15 protein-coding genes are annotated in these 17,623 nt (G+C 70.1%); 6 read left to right on the top strand and 9 right to left on the bottom strand.

Features of this window, described 5'->3' with window-relative positions:
- Positions 1–28: 28 nt before the first annotated feature.
- The 8 genes from E3O32_RS16040 to rsmI form a co-directional block, all read right to left on the bottom strand.
- Complete coding sequence (locus tag E3O32_RS16040; protein WP_134510832.1) at positions 29–928, bottom strand: MetQ/NlpA family ABC transporter substrate-binding protein; 900 nt, start codon at positions 926–928, stop codon at positions 29–31.
- 177 nt (positions 929–1,105) lie between these two features.
- Positions 1,106–2,911, bottom strand: a complete 1,806-nt coding sequence (locus tag E3O32_RS16035; protein ID WP_134510831.1) for an ABC-F family ATP-binding cassette domain-containing protein — start codon at positions 2,909–2,911, stop codon at positions 1,106–1,108.
- A gap of 51 nt (positions 2,912–2,962) precedes the next feature.
- Positions 2,963–3,898, bottom strand: coding sequence for a 4-(cytidine 5'-diphospho)-2-C-methyl-D-erythritol kinase (locus E3O32_RS16030; RefSeq protein ID WP_134510830.1), 936 nt, complete (start codon positions 3,896–3,898; stop codon positions 2,963–2,965).
- Positions 3,899–3,902: 4 nt separating this feature from the next.
- Positions 3,903–4,817, bottom strand: a complete 915-nt coding sequence (gene rsmA / locus E3O32_RS16025) for a 16S rRNA (adenine(1518)-N(6)/adenine(1519)-N(6))-dimethyltransferase RsmA (protein ID WP_134510885.1) — start codon at positions 4,815–4,817, stop codon at positions 3,903–3,905.
- Between the two features lie 167 nt (positions 4,818–4,984).
- Entirely contained in the window at positions 4,985–5,926 is a 942-nt protein-coding gene (locus E3O32_RS16020) for a TatD family hydrolase (protein ID WP_134510829.1), read from the bottom strand.
- A 10-nt stretch (positions 5,927–5,936) separates the two neighbouring features.
- Positions 5,937–7,499 (bottom strand): methionine--tRNA ligase, encoded by a 1,563-nt coding sequence (gene metG / locus E3O32_RS16015; RefSeq protein ID WP_134510828.1) that lies wholly within the window; start codon positions 7,497–7,499, stop codon positions 5,937–5,939.
- 66 nt (positions 7,500–7,565) lie between these two features.
- Positions 7,566–8,597 carry an NADP-dependent oxidoreductase gene (locus E3O32_RS16010; RefSeq protein WP_134510827.1) on the bottom strand — a complete coding sequence of 344 codons (1,032 nt, stop codon included), beginning with the start codon at positions 8,595–8,597 and terminating at the stop codon, positions 7,566–7,568.
- Between the two features lie 122 nt (positions 8,598–8,719).
- The gene (gene rsmI / locus E3O32_RS16005; RefSeq protein WP_134510826.1) at positions 8,720–9,586 is read right to left on the bottom strand and encodes a 16S rRNA (cytidine(1402)-2'-O)-methyltransferase; all 867 of its coding nucleotides are present in this window, start codon (positions 9,584–9,586) and stop codon (positions 8,720–8,722) included.
- A gap of 39 nt (positions 9,587–9,625) precedes the next feature.
- Here rsmI and E3O32_RS16000 point away from each other — a divergent pair, with 39 nt between their 5' ends.
- The 3 genes from E3O32_RS16000 (at position 9,626) to E3O32_RS15990 (ending at position 13,636) form a co-directional block, all read left to right on the top strand.
- Complete coding sequence (locus tag E3O32_RS16000; RefSeq protein WP_241975055.1) at positions 9,626–11,152, top strand: dolichyl-phosphate-mannose--protein mannosyltransferase; 1,527 nt, start codon at positions 9,626–9,628, stop codon at positions 11,150–11,152.
- A gap of 203 nt (positions 11,153–11,355) precedes the next feature.
- On the top strand, positions 11,356–12,456 hold the full coding sequence (locus E3O32_RS15995) for a fatty acid desaturase family protein (RefSeq protein WP_134510824.1): 1,101 nt from the start codon (positions 11,356–11,358) through the stop codon (positions 12,454–12,456).
- A gap of 190 nt (positions 12,457–12,646) precedes the next feature.
- Entirely contained in the window at positions 12,647–13,636 is a 990-nt protein-coding gene (locus E3O32_RS15990) for a YeiH family protein (RefSeq protein ID WP_134510823.1), read from the top strand.
- A gap of 42 nt (positions 13,637–13,678) precedes the next feature.
- On the opposite strand, the gene E3O32_RS15985 is transcribed toward E3O32_RS15990, so the two are convergent.
- A complete protein-coding gene (locus E3O32_RS15985; protein ID WP_134510822.1) occupies positions 13,679–14,854 on the bottom strand; it encodes an FAD-dependent oxidoreductase in 1,176 nt (391 codons plus the stop codon).
- Between the two features lie 123 nt (positions 14,855–14,977).
- Between E3O32_RS15985 and E3O32_RS15980 the strand changes: the two genes are divergently transcribed.
- The 3 genes from E3O32_RS15980 (at position 14,978) to E3O32_RS15970 (ending at position 17,562) form a co-directional block, all read left to right on the top strand.
- Positions 14,978–15,424: a CoA-binding protein gene (locus E3O32_RS15980; protein WP_241975043.1), complete on the top strand. Its 447-nt coding sequence runs from the start codon at positions 14,978–14,980 to the stop codon at positions 15,422–15,424.
- Between the two features lie 64 nt (positions 15,425–15,488).
- Positions 15,489–16,865 carry an L-serine ammonia-lyase gene (locus E3O32_RS15975; protein ID WP_134510820.1) on the top strand — a complete coding sequence of 459 codons (1,377 nt, stop codon included), beginning with the start codon at positions 15,489–15,491 and terminating at the stop codon, positions 16,863–16,865.
- A 118-nt stretch (positions 16,866–16,983) separates the two neighbouring features.
- Positions 16,984–17,562, top strand: coding sequence for a LysM peptidoglycan-binding domain-containing protein (locus E3O32_RS15970; protein ID WP_134510819.1), 579 nt, complete (start codon positions 16,984–16,986; stop codon positions 17,560–17,562).
- Positions 17,563–17,623: the final 61 nt, after the last annotated feature.

Genomic DNA, 17,623 nt, shown 5'->3' with positions numbered 1-17,623 from the left:
GCTCGACCGGACCGCGGTCCGGGCGGGGCTACTTCTGAGCCTTGGTGTCCTTCTCGACCTTGGCGAGGGAGGAGACGAGGTCGGCGACCGGGGTCTGCACGAGTTCGGCCGAACCGCCGGACACCTCGAGCACGCCATCCTGCACGGCCTTGGTGGTCTGGTAGATCTTGACGAGCTTCTGGTAGGTCGGGTTGTCCTTGTCCTCGGCGCGGGCCGCGAAGACGTTCACGTACGGCAGCGAGTTCGGGTCGGCCGGGTCGTCCTGAGCGAGGGCGTCGCTGAACTTGAGGCCGGCCTTCTCGACGAAGTCGTTGTTGATGACCGCCCCGTCCACGTCGGGCAGGGAGGTCGCGGTGAGCGAGGCCTCGAGCGCGGTGACGGTGACCTTGGACTTGCCGGTGTCGATGTCGTCGAGGGTGGAGAAGATCGTGCCGCCGTCCTTCAGCGTCACGAGCTTGGCCGACTGCAGCACGAGCAGGGCGCGGGCCAGGTTGCTCGCGTCGTTCGGCACGGCGATGGTGTCGCCCTTCTTGATCTCGCTGACCTTCTTGTGCTTGGTCGAGTAGAGGCCGAGCGGGTAGATCGCGGTGGCGCCGATCGGCACGAGGTCCTGCTTGCTGGACACGTTGTAGTCGGCCAGGTAGACGATGTGCTGGAACTGGTTGAGGTCGAGTTCGCCGGCGGAGAGCGCCGGGTTGGGCTGCTCGAACACGGCGAAGTCCACGACCTCGACCTTGATCCCCTCGGCCGCGGCGGCCTTGGTGTACACGGCCCAGTACGGGTCGCTGGCCCCGACGACGCCGATCTTCACGACCTTGTCGTCACCGGATGCCGCGGAGCCGGACGCGTCCGCTGCGCCGCCTGAGCAGCCGGCGAGCAGGGCGACGAGCGGAAGGACCGCGAGGGCGGCCAGAAGTTTCTTTTTCACGATGGGTTCCCCTTTTGCTGTGTTCGGAGTTTCTGCCGGGGCAATTCGGGCACAGGGAAACCACGTCGGGCGAGGTGGGGAGTCTGTGCCGCTGCATTGCGAGGCACACTTCTAGGCTATCGACGGATGCTGCACCGCGCGGGCCGCTGCGACACACGCGGTAACAGCATCTGCGATTCAGCCCTCGATCAGCTCAGAGAGTTCGATCCAGCGGGTTTCGAAGCCGGCGATGGAGGTCTCCAGTCCCTGCAGCTCGGTGCCGAGCGCGCCGAGCCCGTCGTAGTCCGCCTGGTCGTGGGTGGCGAGGCTCTCGTGCAGCGCCGCGATCCGCGCGTTCTGCTTCGCGACCTTCCGGTCGATCGACGCAAGCTCCTTCTGGGCGTTGCGCAGGTCGGCGCCGCCGATGGCGAGCTTGCGGGTCGCCTTGCCGCCCGAGGTGTTCGCCGCGTTCGCGGCCGCCGGCTTGTCGTTGCCGCTGACCTGGCGCTTGCGCATCTCCAGGTACTGGTCGACGCCGCCGGGGAGGTGCCGGAACGCGCCTTCCGTCACGGCGTACTGGTTGTCGGTGACGCGTTCGATCAGGTACCGGTCGTGCGAGACCACGAGCAGGGTGCCGGGGAAGGAGTCGAGCAGGTCCTCCATCGCCGCGAGCATGTCGGTGTCCAGGTCGTTGGTGGGCTCGTCGAGGATGAGCACGTTGGGCTCGTCGAGCACGATCAGCAGCAGCTGCAGGCGGCGCTTCTGGCCGCCGGAGAGGTCCTTGACCTGGGTGGTCAGCTGGGCGCTCATGAAGCCCATCCGCTCGAGCATCTGGCCGGGGGTGATCTCCTTGCCACCGGCGATGTAGCTCGTCTTCTGGCGGCCGATGACCTCGCTGACCCGGTCATTCTGGATGTCGTCCAGTTCGAAGAGCTGCTGGGTGAGCACGGCGACCTTGATGGTCTTGCCGCGCTTGACCGTGCCCGTGGTCGGCTGGAGCGTGCCGGCGACGAGGTTGAGCAGGGTGGACTTGCCGGCGCCGTTGACGCCCATGATGCCGGTGCGCTCCCCGGGCGCGATCCGCCAGGTGATGTCGTTCAGCACGGTCTTCGCGCCGAACTTGACCGAGATGTCGATCAGGTCGACGACGTCCTTGCCGAGGCGCTGCATCGCCATCGACTGCATCGAGACGGTGTCGCGGGGCGGCGGCTCGTTCTCGATCAGTTCGTTGGCGGCGTCGATGCGGAACTTGGGCTTCGCGGTGCGGGCTGGGGCTCCGCGGCGCAGCCAGGCCAGTTCCTTCTTCATCAGGTTCTGCCGTTTGGACTCGGAGGCCGCGCTCATCCGGTCGCGTTCGACCCGCTGGAGGATGTAGGCCGCGTAGCCGCCCTCGAACGGTTCGATCAGGCGGTCGTGAACCTCCCAGGTCATGTTGCAGACCTCATCGAGGAACCACCGGTCGTGGGTGACGACCACGAGCCCGCCGGAGTTGGTCGCCCACCGGGTCTTGAGGTGGCCGGCCAGCCAGGCGATGCCCTCCACGTCGAGGTGGTTGGTGGGCTCGTCGAGGAAGATGACGTCGTGGTCGCCGATCAGCACGGCGGCCAGGGCCACCCGGCGGCGCTGGCCACCGGACAGGTCGTCGACGAGGGCGTCCCAGGGGATGTCCCGAACCAGACCCGCGATGACGTCGCGCACCTTGGAGTCGCCCGCCCAGACGTGCTCGTCGATCCCGCCGACGATGGTGTGGCCGACGGTCTGGCCGGAGGCGAGGTCGTCAGCCTGGTCGAGCATGCCGATGGTCACGCCGCGACGACGGGTGACGCGGCCGGCGTCGGGTTCCATCCGCCCCGCCAGCAGACGCATAAGGGTGGACTTGCCGTCGCCGTTGCGGCCGACGACGCCGATGCGGTCGCCTTCGTTGAGACCGGCGGTGACGGAGTCGAAGATGACGCGGGTGGGAAATTCAAGGTGCAGGGACTCGGCCCCGAGCAAATGTGCCATAGCTTTCGAGTTTAGCTGGCGTGGCTGTGAGCCCCGCGCGGCAAACGGAAGCTAGTCGTGGATGATGCGCGCGCCGTGCACCGGGCCGGTGGCACGCACCACGTGCAGCCGGGAGGCGCTCAGCGCGACCTGCAGCTCCAGGGCGCTGTCGGCATCCTGCACCAGGAACGCCACGGTGGGGCCGGAGCCCGAGAGGATGCCCGCCAGCGCCCCGTTCGCCTCGCCGAGTTCGAGCACCCGGGCCAGTCCGGGGGCGAGGTGCAGCGCCGGCGCCTGCAGGTCGTTGTGCAGCGATTCGGCGAGCATGGCAGGGTCGCCGGCGCGGAGCGCCTGCAGCACGTTGGCGTCGACGGTGGGCTGGAGCTGGGCCGGGAAGATGTCCTGGGCGTGCCGCTCGCGGTGCCGGTCGAGTTCGCTGTAGACGGCGGGCGTCGACATGCCGAACTCGGCGAGGGCGAGGACCCAGTGGAACTGGCCCTTGGCCAGGGCCGGGCTGAGCCGGTCGCCGCGGCCGGTGCCGATCGCGGTGCCGCCGGTGAAGGAGAACGGGACGTCGGCGCCGAGGGTGGCTGCGATGCCGAGCAGGTCGTCCCTGCTTGCCTCGGTTCCCCAGAGGGCGTCGCAGGCGAGGAGGGTGGCCGCGGCATCCGCGGACCCGCCGCCCATGCCGCCGGCGATCGGGACGTTCTTCTCGATGGACAGGCGCACACCACCGCGGAAGCCTGCCTTGCGGGCCAGCGCCCGGGCGGCCTTGATCGCGAGGTTGCTGCCGTCGACGGCCAGGCCGGAGGTGTCGATCGATCCGCTGAACTCGACCGAGAAGTCGTCGGCCGGGTAGGCGCGCACGTCTTCGTAGAGGGAGACCGCCTGGTAGGCGGTTGCCACCTCGTGGTAGCCGTCTTCGAGCACGGCGCCGACCTTGAGGAAGACGTTGATTTTGCCCGGTGCCCTCGCGTGCACCATGGGAGATGCGGCCGCGTTGGTCATGTGACTAACCTAGCCCAGCCGCATCGGCTTCTCGTGCCCCGGAACGCCAGGCGCGGGCGATCGCGAGGAAGTCGTCGACGGTGAGCTGTTCGCCGCGCTCGGTGGGGTCGATCCCGGCCTCGGCCAGGATGGTCGACGCTCTCGCCGAGTCGCCGAGCACGCTGGACAGCGACTGCCGCAGCATCTTGCGGCGCTGCTGGAAGGCTCCGTCGACGAGGGCGAAGGTGGCCAGGCGCAGTTCCTCGCTTTCCAGCGGCACGGCACGTCGTTCGAACGCGATCAGGATCGAGTCGACGTTCGGGACCGGCCAGAACACCTGGCGGCTGACCTTGCCCGCGGTGCGGAACTGTCCGTACCAGGCGGCCTTGACGCTCGGGCTGCCGTAGACCTTCGAACCGGGCGGGGCGGCGAGGCGCTCGCCGACCTCGGCCTGCACCATCACCACGCCGGCGCGGATCGAGGCGAAGTGCTCGAGCAGGTGCAGCAGCACCGGCACGGACACGTTGTAGGGCAGGTTGGCGACCAGTCGGGTCGGCGCGTCGGGGATCTCGGTGATCTTGAGCGCGTCGGCACGGATGACGGTCAGCGGCGCGCCCTCGTGCATGAGCTCGACGGTGAGCGGAAGTTGCTCGGCGAGACGTTCGTCGATCTCGACGGCCACGACCCGGGCGCCGGTCTCGAGCAGGCCGAGGGTGAGGGAACCGAGGCCGGGGCCGACCTCCACGACGGTGTCGGCGGCGCTGATGGCGGCGACCTTGACGATCCGGCGCACGGTGTTGCCGTCGATGACGAAGTTCTGGCCGAGCTTCTTGGTGGGGTTGACGCCCAGCATCTCCGCGAGGTCGCGGATCTCGGCGGGGCCGAGCAGGGTGCGGGGTCGCCCGACCACCGGCTCCTCGACCACCGGCTCCTCGACCATCGGAGCCGGCTCGGCCGGCTCCTCGACCACCGGAGCCGGCTCGGCCGGGGCGGCGTGACGCCCCGGGACGCGGTCCGCGTCGACGTCCGGGTCCGCGGTTCCGGCCTGCGGGTCGACCATCGGCGCCGCGGGTTCCTCGCCCGCCGGGTAGCCGTGCCTCGGTTCGGTCACGCGATGCCTCCCCGGGGGGTGGTCCGGGTGGAGGTCACGGCGTCGGGCGCGGTCACCGGTTCGGCGTCCCACCGCCCGTAGACGAGCTCGGTGTTCGAGGAGATCTGGGCGGCGAGCATGGTGACATCCGTTTCGAGGTGGTCGGCCATGGCGCGGAGCGTGTGCGGCAGAAGGTAGGGGGCGTTCGGGCGGCCGCGGAAGGGCACGGGGGTGAGAAACGGGGCATCCGTCTCGACCAGGATCAGCCGGCGCGGTAGCGCGGCGAGGGCGCCCCGCAGGTCGTCCGCGTTCTTGAAGGTCACGGTGCCGGAGAAGGAGAGGTACCAGCCGTTGTCGGCGCAGATCCTCGCCATCTCGGCGTCTCCGGAGAAACAGTGGAACACGGTGCGTTCGGGGGCGCCGACCCGGAGCAGGGTCTCGATGACGTCGGCGTGGGCGTCGCGGTCGTGGATCTGCAGGGCGAGGCCGTGCTGCTTGGCGATCTCGATGTGCGCCTCGAACGACCGGTGCTGGGCGGCGCGCCCCTCCGGACCGGTGCGGAAGAAGTCCAGGCCGGTCTCGCCGACGGCGACGACCCGGGGCAGCGCGGCGAGGGCCGAGATCTCGGCCAGGGCGTCGTCCAGGGTGCCGGCGGCCTCATAGACCGGGGCTTCATTGGGGTGGATGGCGACGGCCGCGAGCATGCGCGGCTCGGCTGCCGCGGCCGCCGCCGACCAGCGCGACGTCGCCAGGTCCCCCCCGACCTGGATGACGCCGCGGACGCCGACGCTGGAGGCCCGGTCGAGCTGTTCGGCCACGCTCAGCCCCTCGTCGCCGTCGGCGATTTCGAGGTGGGTGTGGTTGTCGTAGACCGGGACGACGAGCGGCTCCGGCAGCGGCGGGTAGCGCAGGTCGCGGCCCGCGGTCTGCTCCCGGCGGCGCACCGGTTCGGTGGCCAAGCCCGGAGTGTCAGCCAACCGTGGCCTCGATGCGGGGGAAGAGCGCCTCGAGCGGGGACACGTGGGTGCCGCCGGTCCACTGCCAGGCCTGGTCGATGCGCACGTCGGTGAGCTCGCCGCTGCCGCCGAGCGCCTGCCAGAGCTTCCCGGTGGCCTGGGGCACGATCGGCGAGAGCAGCACGGCGAGCGTGCCGAGCCCGCGCACGGCGGTGAACAGCACGGCCTCGAGCCGGGCCCGGTTGGCCGGGTCCTTGGCGAGGGCCCACGGTTCCTGGCTGGTGATGTAGCCGTTGAGCTCGTCGACCAGCTCCCAGATCGCGGCGATCGCCTCGTGGATGGCCAGGCGGGAGATGGCCTCGCCCGCGGCATCCGTGGCCCGCTTCTCGGTGGCGCGGATCAGGTCGTCGTCCTCGGAGAACACCGTGGGGGTCGGGATCTCCCCGTCGCAGTAGCGCACGACCATGGCGATCACGCGGGAGGCGAGGTTGCCGAACCCGTTGGCGAGCTCGGACTGGTAGCGGGCGGAGAGGTCCTCCCAGGAGAACGACCCGTCCTGGCCGAAGCTGATCGCCCGCATGAAGTAGTAGCGGAACGCGTCGGAGCCAAAGGTGTCGGTGATCTGGCTCGGGGCGATGCCGGTGAGCTTGGACTTGCTCATCTTCTCGCCGCCGACCAGCAGCCAGCCGTGTCCGAAGACCCGGCGGGGAACCTCGATACCGGCCGCGAGGAGCATGGCCGGCCAGATCACGGCGTGGAAACGGAGGATGTCCTTGCCGACGATGTGGGTGGCGGGCCAGAGCCGGCTGAACTTCTCGTCGTCGTGGCCGTAGCCCGCGGCGGTGATGTAGTTGAGCAGCGCGTCGAACCAGACGTAGACGACGTGGGTGTCGTCCCAGGGCACCTTGATGCCCCAGTCGAAGCTGGAGCGGGAGATGGACAGGTCGGACAGGCCCTGCTTGACAAAGGAGATGACCTCGTTGCGGGCGGCGGCGGGCTGCACGAAATCGGGGTTGTCCTCGTAGAGGGCGAGGAGCTGGTCGGCGAAGGTGCTCATCCGGAAGAAGTAGTTCTTCTCGTGCAGCAGTTCGACCGGGATCGAGTGGATCGCGCAGACCTGCACTCCGGCGAATTCGCCGGTGCCGTCGATGAGGTCGCTGGGCTGCTTGTACTCCTCGCAGCCCACGCAGTAGAAGCCCTCGTATTCACCCGTGTAGATGTGCCCGGCGTCGTAGAGGTGCTGCAGGAACTTCTGCGCGTTCACCTCGTGGCGCTCGTCGGTTGTGCGGATGAAGTCGTCGTTCTTGATGTCGACGGTCTGCAGCAGGGGCTTCCACGCGGTCTCGACCAGGCGGTCGGCCCATTCCTTCGGCGTGACGCCGTTGGCGATGGCGGTGCGCAGGATCTTCTGCCCGTGTTCGTCGGTGCCGGTCAGCAGCCAGGCGTCTTCACCGGCCTGCCGGTGCCAGCGCGCGAGCACATCGGCGGCCACCTCGGTGTAGGCGTGCCCGATATGAGGGACATCATTCACGTAGAAAATCGGCGTGGTGATGTAGAAGGATGAGCCGTCGGACATGCCCTCCAGCCTACTGGGAGCAGCGGATGGCGCCGGCCCTGTTACGGCGCGAGCCCCCGGCGGCCCTCACCGGAGCGGAACACCGGTGAACTCGGTCGCCGGGTCGGTCGCCGGGTCGGCGGGGCGATGCCGCGGATGCCCGAACACCGGCGGCAGCACCTCGCGGGCCGGCGGCCCGGCGACCCGGCCGGGCTTGTCCACGGTGGCCTCGGATTCCCGCATGGTGAGACCCCGCACCTTCTGCCGGGTGTATCCGACCGGGTGCAGGCCGAGCACGATCTTGCCGTGGGCGTGCCCGGCCTCGAGCTCGCGGTAGGCGTCCTGCACCTGGTCGAAGGGGTAGATCGCCGCGACCGGCACGACGATCTGACGGTCGGCCACCATCCGGGCGATCTTGGCGAGCAGCACGGTGTCGGTCGTGTCGGCGGAGCGGAGGTTGGCGAGGGAGGCATCGCCGCGATGATCCAACTCGGCGTCGATTCCGTTCGGTGCGAGCCTGGTCAGCCGCTCGGCGAGGCCCGGTCCGTACTCGACCGGCACGACCCCGAGCTGGCGGAGGCGGTCGAAGCTCTCCGGGCTGGCCGTCCCCATCACGGTGGCGCCGCGCAGCCGGGCAAGCTGGGCGGCGATGCCGCCGACCCCGCCCGCGGCGGCGTGCACGAGCACGGTGCGGCCGGGGCGGGGGTTCACGTCCTGCACGGCCCGCCACGCGTTGGCCGCGGCGACGTACAGACTGCCGGCCACCTCCCAGGCCAGGGAATCGGGCTTGCGGATGATGTCGGTCACCGGAACGGCGATGAGTTCGGCCTGTGCGCCGCGGACGGTGTGCCCCATCACCTCGTCGCCGACCTTCCATCCGGTGACGCCGGTGCCGAGCCGCCGAACGATTCCGGCGAAGTCACTGCCCTGTCCGGCCGGGAAACGCGCAGGCCATTCCACGTCGAGACGCCCCTCTCTGATGGCCGTCTCGACCGGGTTCAATCCCGCCGCGACAACGTCGACGACGACCTCGCCGGGGCCGGGAACAGGATCCGGAATCTCGACGATCCCGAGGACTTCCGGGCCGCCATACTGGGAGAACCTCACCGCGTGTGTCATCGGTCACCTCCGGTGTCGCCTGTCAGGCTGTCACCTATCGTGGTTAACCATGAGCATCCCTCATTTGTTCCCCAGTGCGAACCTGGCGGCCCTCACGACAGGACGCAGCAGGACGGGGCAGGTCAGCCCAGCGGCAGGTCCGAGTAGTCCGGCTTGTCGGGCGCGGTCCCGCCGGACTTCTGCTGCAGCGCCGCCTCGTAGAGGTCGCGTTTGCCGAGGCCGGACGCGGCGGAGACATCCGCAGCGGCCTCCTTCAGCCGGGCGCCGGCCGCGACCAGGGCGAGCACCTCGGCGACTCCAGTCGGCAGATCGAGCACGCGCGCCTCGGCGCCGGCGACGACGATGCAGATCTCGCCCTTGACGCCCGCCGCGGCCCACTCGGCCAGTTCGGCCGCCGTGCCCCGTTTCACTTCCTCGTAGAACTTGGTCAGCTCCCGGCACACGACGACACGGCGGTCGGCGCCGAGCACGGCTCCGAGGTCGGTGAGGGACGCCGCGAGCCGGTTGGGCGACTCGAAGAAGACCATGGTGCGCCGCTCGGCCGCCACCTCGCGCAGCGCGGTGACCCGGTCGCCGTGCTTGCGCGGGAGGAAGCCCTCGAAGGTGAATCGGTCGGTCGGCAGCCCCGACACGGCGAGCGCCGTGAGCACGGCCGACGGGCCGGGCAGCGCCGAGACGACCACGCCGGCCGCGACCGCCGCGTCGACGAGATGGAATCCGGGGTCGGAGACGGTGGGCATCCCCGCGTCGCTGAGCACGAGGACATCCGTGTCCCGGGCCAGCTCGGCCAGCTCGGCCGCCTTGCCGCGTTCATTGTGGTCGTGCAGGCTGATCAGTTTCGGCCGGTTCTCAATGCCGAGGGCCTTGAGCAGATGCACGGTGACGCGGGTGTCTTCGGCGGCGATCACCGTCGCGGTCGTGAGGGCCTCGACGAGCCGACGGGAGACGTCGCCGAGGTTTCCGATCGGGGTGGCAGCGAGGATGATCATGCTCCCAGTCTCGCAGTCGCGGCTCACTACGATGGTCAGGTGCTCCTCAATAGCCGCTGGTTCTCCTGGGCCGGCCCCCTCGCGGTGACAGCGCTGGCCGCGATCCTGCGACTCTGGAACCTCGGCAGCCCGCGCTCCCTCGTCTTCGACGAGACCTTCTATGTGAAAGACGCGTGGACGCTCTTCACCAATGGCTACGAATCGACGTGGCCGGACAAGGCGGATGCGCTCTTCGCGTCGGGGCACACCGACATCTTCACGATGAACCCGGCCTTCGTCGTGCACCCGCCGCTGGGCAAATGGCTCATCTCGCTCGGGATGGCCGCCTTCGGCCCGGACAGCAGTTGGGGCTGGCGGATCGTCACCGCCGTGATCGGCGTGCTCGCGGTCGTGCTCCTGATGCTGATCGCGAAGAAGCTTTTCGGGTCGACGGTGCTCGCGGTGCTGGCGGGTTTCCTGTTCGCGATCGACGGCAACGCCATCGTGATGTCCCGGGTCGCCCTCCTCGACAACTCGGTCATGTTCTTCGCGCTGCTCGGCTTCGGCGCCGTGCTCCTCGACCGGGACTGGCACGCCGGCCGGCTCGACGAGTGGATGGCCCGGCGCCGGGAGGCCGGGCGCGAGCCAGGCTGGGGTCCGACCCTCTGGTGGCGGCCCTGGCTGCTCGCCGCCGGCCTCGCGTTCGGGCTGACCTGCAGCGTCAAGTGGTCAGGCCTCTACTTCCTCGCCGCGTTCGGCGTCTACCTGGTGGTCGTGGATGCGCTGGCCCGCCGGCGGGCCGGCGTCGCGTTCTGGTGGAGCGCCGCCGTGCTCAAACAGGCGCCGGCCACCTTCCTCCTGCTGGTGCCCGTCGCGGTGACCACGTTCCTGCTCTCCTGGACCGGCTGGTTCGTCACCTCCGCGGGTTTCTACCGCAACTGGGCGGCCTCCCCCGGTGCCGCCTGGACCGGGGCCCTGGCCTGGGTGCCCGATTCGGTGCAGAGCTTCTGGCACTACCAGGTGGCCGCGTACACCTATCACGTCGGCCTGGCCACGCCGCATCCGTACCAGGCCAACCCGCTGACCTGGCTGTTCATGATCCGCCCGACGAGCATGTACTACCGGGGCTCGTCGCTGGGCGAGAACGGCTGCGACTTCAGCACCTGCTCGGAGGCGATCACGGGGATCGCCAACCCGCTGATCTGGTGGGCCGCGACGGCCGCGATCCTGTACCTCGTCTACCGGCTCGCGCGCTACCGCGAATGGCAGGTGGGCCTGATCCTGATGGGCATGGTCGCCGGTTACCTGCCCTGGCTGATGTACCTCGGCCGCACCGTGTTCCAGTTCTACACGATCGCGTTCGAGCCGTACCTGCTGCTCGGCTTGACCTGTGCGATCGGGATCTTCCTCGGCCTGGTGCCCGGGCTGGGGGACGGTGCGAGCGGCCGGCGCACCGGCATCCGCGTCCTCGTCGGCTCCCTCGTCGCCGCCGCACTGGTGAGCGCCTACTTCTATCCGCTCTGGACCGGAACGCAGACATCGTTCCTGTTCTGGCAGCTGCACATCTGGCTGCCCAGCTGGCGCTGACGCGAACGGATTCCATCCCGAATCCTTGGTTCCGAAAGTCGCATTGAAGCCGCGTTGATATGCCTCGGATGGCATATAGCGACTGGGAAACACGTGTGAATTAACACCATCGGCCGGGGTCCCGCCCGTACACTTGCGATATCTGTTTTACGAGTAATTGCTCCACTACCGACTGAGAAGTCCAGATTCAGACCAAAGGCCTCATGTCGGAAGCAACCGTCGCACCCACGGTGCGCATCGTCAAGACCCGCCCGGGTGGCGACTCGAAGAATCCCACGACCGAGTACTCATCCTTGCTGCACACCGTGCGCAACCTGGGGCTCTTGAAGCGCGCGACCGGGTTCTACTGGTTCGTCTTCTCCCTGCTGGTGCTCGCCACCGCCGGCGCCGCCACCGGTTTCGTGCTGCTCGGCGACAGCTGGTACCAGCTGATCATCGCCGCGGTTCTCGGCATCATCCTCACCCAGTTCGCGTTCCTCGCCCACGAGGCCTCGCACCGCCAGGTCTTCCAGTCGGGTCCCGCCAACGACCGCGCCGGCCGCATCCTCGCCAACCTGTTCGTCGGCATCAGCTACGCCTGGTGGATGAACAAGCACAGCCGCCACCACGCCAACCCGAACGTGGTCGGCAAGGACCCCGACATCGACCCCGACTTCATCGTCTTCCGCGAGGAGGACGCTGCGAAGGTCAGCTGGCTCGGCTCGTTCGTCACCCGCAAGCAGGGCTACCTGTTCTTCCCGCTGCTGATGGCCGAGGGGTTCAACCTGCACGTGCAGGGCTTCAAGACGGTCTTCGGTCGCGGCAAGGTGGACAAGCGCTGGCTCGAGATCAGCATGCTGTCGACCCGCATCATCCTCTACGTCGCCGTGATCTTCTATTTCCTGCCGCTCGGCATGGCCTTCGCCTTCATCGGCGTGCAGCTCGCCGTCTTCGGCGTGTACATGGGAGCGTCCTTCGCGCCCAACCACAAGGGCATGCCGCAGCTGCCGCACGAGAGCAAGGTGGACTTCCTCCGTCGCCAGGTGCTGACCTCGCGGAACATCCGCGGCGGCACGTTCATGGACACCTTCATGGGCGGCCTGAACTACCAGGTCGAGCACCACCTGTTCCCGAACATGGCGCGCCCGCACCTGCGAAAGGCGCAGGAGATCACCAAGGAATACTGCCAGTCGCACAACATCCTCTACACCGAGACGGGCCTGTTCCAGTCCTACGGCATCGTGATCGCCTACCTCAACAAGGTCGGGCTCTCCGCCAGGGACCCGTTCGACTGCCCGATGGTCGCCCGCTTCCACCACCGCTGACCGCTCGGCGCCCTCCAACACCCGCCGACCACTCCGCCGAACTGAGAGCAAAGCCGTCTTTTCCTCGAGGAAAAGGCGGCTTTTCTCGCATCTCGGCGGGGATCGACGGGGCGGTGACGAGGCTCCGCGGGCGGGACGCGGGCACCAGGCCGGTTCCGGGCGGACCGCCCGGCGGCGTAGGCTCGGAGAAATGTGGCTGCCGGGTGTGCTTGTCGCGGCCGCCGCCGCCGTCCTCGCCGGGATCATCCACGCGGTCGTGCCCGGGTTCCCGCTGCTCACCGTCGCGGTCGTGCTCGGCATTGCGGCCGGCCAGCTGCCGGCACTGCGCCCGGCCCTGGCCGGCGTCCTGGCCCCGGGACTCTCCGTCGCGGCCACCCGGATCATGCGACTGGGCATAGTGCTGCTCGGGCTCAAACTCAGCCTGGTCGACATCCTCGGGCTCGGCTGGCTGACGATCGCGACCACCGTCGCGATCGTGCTGCTCACCTTCGCCGGCACCCTCTGGCTCGGCCGGAGGCTCGGCCTGCCGGGAAACCAGCCGCTCCTGATCGCGACCGGGTTCTCGATCTGCGGCGCCTCCGCGATCGGGGCGATGAGCGGCGTGGTCAAGGCGAAGGATGAGGAGACCGCGACCCCGATCGCCCTGGTCACCCTGTGCGGAACCCTGGCGATTGCCGTGCTGCCGGTGCTGTGGCATCCGCTCGGCCTGACCGACCTGCAGTTCGGGCACTGGGTCGGTGCGGGCGTGCACGACGTGGGCCAGGTCGTCGCCACCGCCCAGGTGGCCGGCCCGGCCGCCCTCGCCGTGGCCGTCGTCGTGAAACTCACCCGGGTGCTCATGCTCGCGCCGATCGTGGCGACCGTGGCGGTGCGCGAGCGGCGCCGTGACGCGCGCGGCCCGGCGACGGATGCCCCGGTCGCCCGGCCGCCGATCCTGCCCCTGTTCGTGGCCGGCTTCCTCGCCGCGGTGCTGCTGCGCACGTTCGTGCCGCTCCCCGGCGGGCTGCTCGCCGGCGCGGACCTCCTACAGACCTACCTGCTCGCGACCGCCCTGTTCGGCCTCGGCGCGGCGGTGGACCTCGGCACGATCCTCCGCACCGGCGGCCGCGCCCTGGCGGTCGGCCTGCTCTCCTGGACCCTGATCGCGGCCCTCGCCCTGGTCGCCGTGCACTTGGCCTGACCCCAGGCACGCGAGAACCGCGCGGATGCGCGCGGATCCGCGCTAGCGCCGCACGAGCCAGCCGCCCGGGCCGGGGCCGGGCTCCCGGGACAGAGCGAACAGGGCTGGGGCCGCGGCAGTGTCCGTGGCCAGGTCGGCGAGAATCCGGCCGACCGTCGGCGTGAACTTGAAACCGTGCCCGCTGAATCCCGCGCCGACGACGACCGGTCCGACCCGGTCGAGCACGAAGTCCTCGTCGACCGTGGTCGTGTAGGTGCAGCTGACCGGGTCGCAGACGTCGGGGTCGGCGCCGGGGAGCCAGTCGCGCACATAGCGTTGCAGGGCCGCGAGCTGAACCGGCTCTGGCCGGAAGCTGCGAGCATCGGGGTCGGTGACCTCCCCCACGCCGTGCCAGCCCGCCTTGACGCCCTGGCCCGGCGTGTACATGCCGTAGACCGGCGAGTACCAGTAGCCGTACCGAGCCTCGGCCGGATCGAAGGCGTGGTTGAAGCCGGGCCACCAGGTCTCGGCGGCGGTCGCGGCATCCGTCGACCGGTCCCGCAGCGCGAAGTGTGCCGGCTGCTCCTGGGTGACCCGGAGCCGCGGCACCGGGAGCACTCCGCCCAGCAGCGAACTCGTCCAGGCGCCGACGGTCACGACGGCGCGCCGCGCCTCGATGGTGCCGGCCTCGGTGGTCACCCGCACCCGGTCGTCCCCGAGCACCTCGAGGCGCAGCACCCGGGACTCGTGTCTAATCTCGGCGCCGGCGGCGGCCGCGGCGGTCTGCAGGGCTCTCACCGCGGCATCCGCGTTCAGCCGGCCGGCGTCGGGGGTGTGCAGTACCCGTCCGTCGAAGCGGATGCCCGGCCACCGCTCCGCCGCGGCCTCCACCGAGAGGAACCCGGCTCCGAGCCCCGCACCGGCCAGCGCCTTGGCCACGGCGTCGAAGTCGCGGTTCGGCCCGTGATTGACGACACCGACCTGCTCCAGCATCCGGGATCCGGTGGTGGCCTCCAGCTCCCGCCAGAGCGGCAGCGCCTCAGCCAGCATCGCCACGTAGGTGGGGTCGGAGTAGGCCGTGTTGAAGTTGCGGGAGGCGCCGTGCGACGCTCCGTTGGTGTGCCCGGGCGCGAAACGTTCGAGCAGCGTCACCGAGCGGCCCCGCCCAGCAAGCTGCCACGCGGTCGCCGACCCCATCGCCCCGCCGCCCACGACAACTGTCTCCACTGACTGCACCATGCACCCATCCTGTCAGCCGCGCGGCCCGTGCGGGAATGGACGACCCTGGCGCGGGCGTTGCCGATAATGAAACGGCAGATCGGCGACAGCGCTCCGGTCCCGGCCGGCACAAGGAGGAACACCATGACCACGAGCACCTGGCCCGAACCCGACGACGACACCGTGGGCCGAATCCTGCGGGGCGCATCCTCGATCGCGATCGTCGGGGCGTCCCCGCGGCCGGACCGGCCGAGCAACGAGGTCGGCGCGTACCTGCAGGGCACCGGCGCCTACCGGGTCTACTTCGTCAACCCGCGGGCCGACGTCATCCTCGGCGAGAAGGCCTACCCCGACCTGGCGTCGCTGCCGGAGGTCCCCGACATCGTCGACGTCTTCCGCCGCGCCGACGACGTGCCGCCGGTCGTCGACGAGGCCATCGCGGCGGGCGCGTCCACCGTCTGGCTGCAGCTCGGCGTCTGGAACGAGGCCGCCGCCAGGGCCGCCGAGGCCGCGGGCCTCACCGTCGTGATGGACCGCTGCATCAAGATCGAGCACGCCCGGCTCCTCGGCGGGGCACGCACAGCCGGTTAGCGCCCGGCGCCGCTCCCGGCGACCGCCTCCCGCCGAAGCCCGACCCGCGCCGTACGATGGTCGGATGACAGCGTACGTGTCGGCTCTCGACCTCTTCTCCATCGGGATCGGTCCATCCAGCTCCCACACGGTCGGCCCGATGCGGGCCGCCCTCACCTTCGCCACCCACCTGGCCGAATCCGGCAAGCTGGGCGACGTCGCCCGGATCAGCTGTTCGCTCTACGGGTCGCTCGGCTCCACCGGCCTCGGCCACGGCACGCCGGACGCGATCCTGGCCGGCCTCGCCGGGCTCGAGCCGGAAAGCTGCGACCCTGAGGCGGTCCGCCACGCCTGGTCGGGCCTCGCCGAGGGTGCGACGCTCCTCCTCGCCGGCAGCCACCCCATCCCGGTCCGGCGCGACGACATCAGCTTCGAACCGCGCACCCGGCTGCCCGGCCACCCGAACGCGCTGACCCTGCGGGCGTGGGGCGAGACGGATGCCGCGCCCCTCTTCGACGAGACCTGGTACTCGATCGGCGGCGGCTTCATCCGTCGCGACGGCGACCAGCCGCAGGTGCGCACCCTCGCCGCCGCCCCCATGCCGTACGCGTCCAGCGCCGAACTCCTGGCACTCTGTGACCTGCACGACGCCTCCATCTGCGAGGTCGCCCGCGCCAACGAGGAGGCCATCCACGGCCCCGACCGCCTCAATGCGGGCCTCGACGCGATCTGGGACGCCATGCACGTGTGCGTGGAGGCCGGACTCGTCGCCACCGGCATCCTGCCCGGCGGTCTCAAGGTGAAACGGCGGGCCGCCGCCGTTCGCATGCAGCTGGAGGAATACGAGAGTCAGCCGGTGCGTGAACGCGACACGTCGACGGAGTGGCTGCACGCGTTCGCCCTGGCCGTGAACGAGGAAAACGCCTCCGGCGGGCGGGTCGTGACGGCCCCGACCAACGGAGCCGCCGGCATCATCCCCGCGGTCGGGCACTACTACCTGCGATTCGTGCCGGGGGCGAACGCCGCCGGCATCCGTCGATACCTGCTCACCGCGGTCGCGATCGGCTCCCTGGTCAAGGCGAACGCCTCCATCTCCGGGGCGGAGGGCGGGTGCCAGGCCGAGGTCGGCTCCGCCTGCGCCATGGCCGCCGGTGCGCTCTGCGCCGTGCTCGGCGGCACCCCCCGCCAGGTCGAGAACGCGGCCGAGATCGCCATGGAACACCACCTGGGGCTCACCTGCGACCCGGTCGGCGGTCTGGTGCAGGTGCCCTGCATCGAGCGGAATGCGATCGCGTCGTCGACCGCCGTCTCCGCGGCCCGGCTCGCCCTGCACGGCGACGGCACCCACCTCGTCTCCCTCGACACCGTGATCGAGACCATGCGCCAGACCGGCCTGGACATGATGACCAAGTACAAGGAGACCAGCGAGGGCGGCCTCGCCGTCAACGTGATCGAATGCTGAGCGACTGAAACAGCCATCGGCAGCCCGCTTTTGCTGCCGAGTCAGCCGATGCCGGCCCGGACGGCCTAAACTGGCCGGACGCCGGCCGAGACGCCGACCTGTTTCCGGGGGGATGAGCATGGGCACCGTCACGACGTTGCACGACAGGCACGACAGGCACGACAGGCACGACCACGGCCGCGTTCGGCCGCGCCGGACGCAGCCTGGGCCGGGCACCGCGGCCCGAAGGCTCGGCCGGGTTGCGCTGACCGGCCTCGCCGTCGCGGTTCTCCTCCCGGCCCTCGCCGGGTGCTCCACTCCCCCTGCGCCCGTCGTCACCGCCACCGTGCTCGTCACGCCGACGCCGACGCCGACCCCCACGCCGACGCCCACACCCACGGTTCCGGAGGTGATCATCCCCAACCCGCCGGCGCCGGAGACGACCCCGAACGCCGAGGCCGGGCCGGCCGTGCCGCTCCCGGACGGGCCGGCAGTCGACCAGGGTGCCACCGCGGGCGCGCGCGGCGCCCCGGCCACGGATGCCGCCGGCAACCTGAGCACGTACACGGTCGTCGAGGGCGACGACTTCTTCGCCATCGCCCAACGCTTCGACCTGCCGGTGCAGCAGCTGCTGCGGATGAACCCGTCAGTCTCGGGCCTCGGCGAGAACATCTACATCAGGAACATCATCAATCTCGACTGGACCGCCAAGCGCTGACGCCCGGGCGGGGCGCCCGCGCCCAGTGCGGGAGCAGCCAGTGCGTAAGCAGCCAGTGCGT

Source organism: Cryobacterium mannosilyticum (assembly GCF_004402705.1).
Taxonomy (GTDB): Bacteria; Actinomycetota; Actinomycetes; order Actinomycetales; family Microbacteriaceae; genus Cryobacterium; species Cryobacterium mannosilyticum.
The sequence above is the reverse complement of the archived record's forward strand: the minus strand, read 5'-3'. Positions and strand labels throughout refer to the sequence as shown.

What these genes read in the sequence shown, in the direction of transcription:
- rsmA (WP_134510885.1), bottom strand. Translation starts at nt 4,817, where the DNA reads ATGGTCGAGGAGCCGGTGGTCGAGGAGCCGGTGGTCGGGCGACCCCGC.
- E3O32_RS16030 (WP_134510830.1), bottom strand. Translation starts at nt 3,898, where the DNA reads ATGACCAACGCGGCCGCATCTCCCATGGTGCACGCGAGGGCACCGGGC.
- E3O32_RS15980 (WP_241975043.1), top strand. Translation starts at nt 14,978, where the DNA reads ATGACCACGAGCACCTGGCCCGAACCCGACGACGACACCGTGGGCCGA.
- E3O32_RS15985 (WP_134510822.1), bottom strand. Translation starts at nt 14,854, where the DNA reads ATGGTGCAGTCAGTGGAGACAGTTGTCGTGGGCGGCGGGGCGATGGGG.
- E3O32_RS15975 (WP_134510820.1), top strand. Translation starts at nt 15,489, where the DNA reads ATGACAGCGTACGTGTCGGCTCTCGACCTCTTCTCCATCGGGATCGGT.
- metG (WP_134510828.1), bottom strand. Translation starts at nt 7,499, where the DNA reads ATGTCCGACGGCTCATCCTTCTACATCACCACGCCGATTTTCTACGTG.
- rsmI (WP_134510826.1), bottom strand. Translation starts at nt 9,586, where the DNA reads ATGATCATCCTCGCTGCCACCCCGATCGGAAACCTCGGCGACGTCTCC.
- E3O32_RS16035 (WP_134510831.1), bottom strand. Translation starts at nt 2,911, where the DNA reads ATGGCACATTTGCTCGGGGCCGAGTCCCTGCACCTTGAATTTCCCACC.
- E3O32_RS16010 (WP_134510827.1), bottom strand. Translation starts at nt 8,597, where the DNA reads ATGACACACGCGGTGAGGTTCTCCCAGTATGGCGGCCCGGAAGTCCTC.
- E3O32_RS15990 (WP_134510823.1), top strand. Translation starts at nt 12,647, where the DNA reads ATGTGGCTGCCGGGTGTGCTTGTCGCGGCCGCCGCCGCCGTCCTCGCC.
- E3O32_RS15970 (WP_134510819.1), top strand. Translation starts at nt 16,984, where the DNA reads ATGGGCACCGTCACGACGTTGCACGACAGGCACGACAGGCACGACAGG.
- E3O32_RS15995 (WP_134510824.1), top strand. Translation starts at nt 11,356, where the DNA reads ATGTCGGAAGCAACCGTCGCACCCACGGTGCGCATCGTCAAGACCCGC.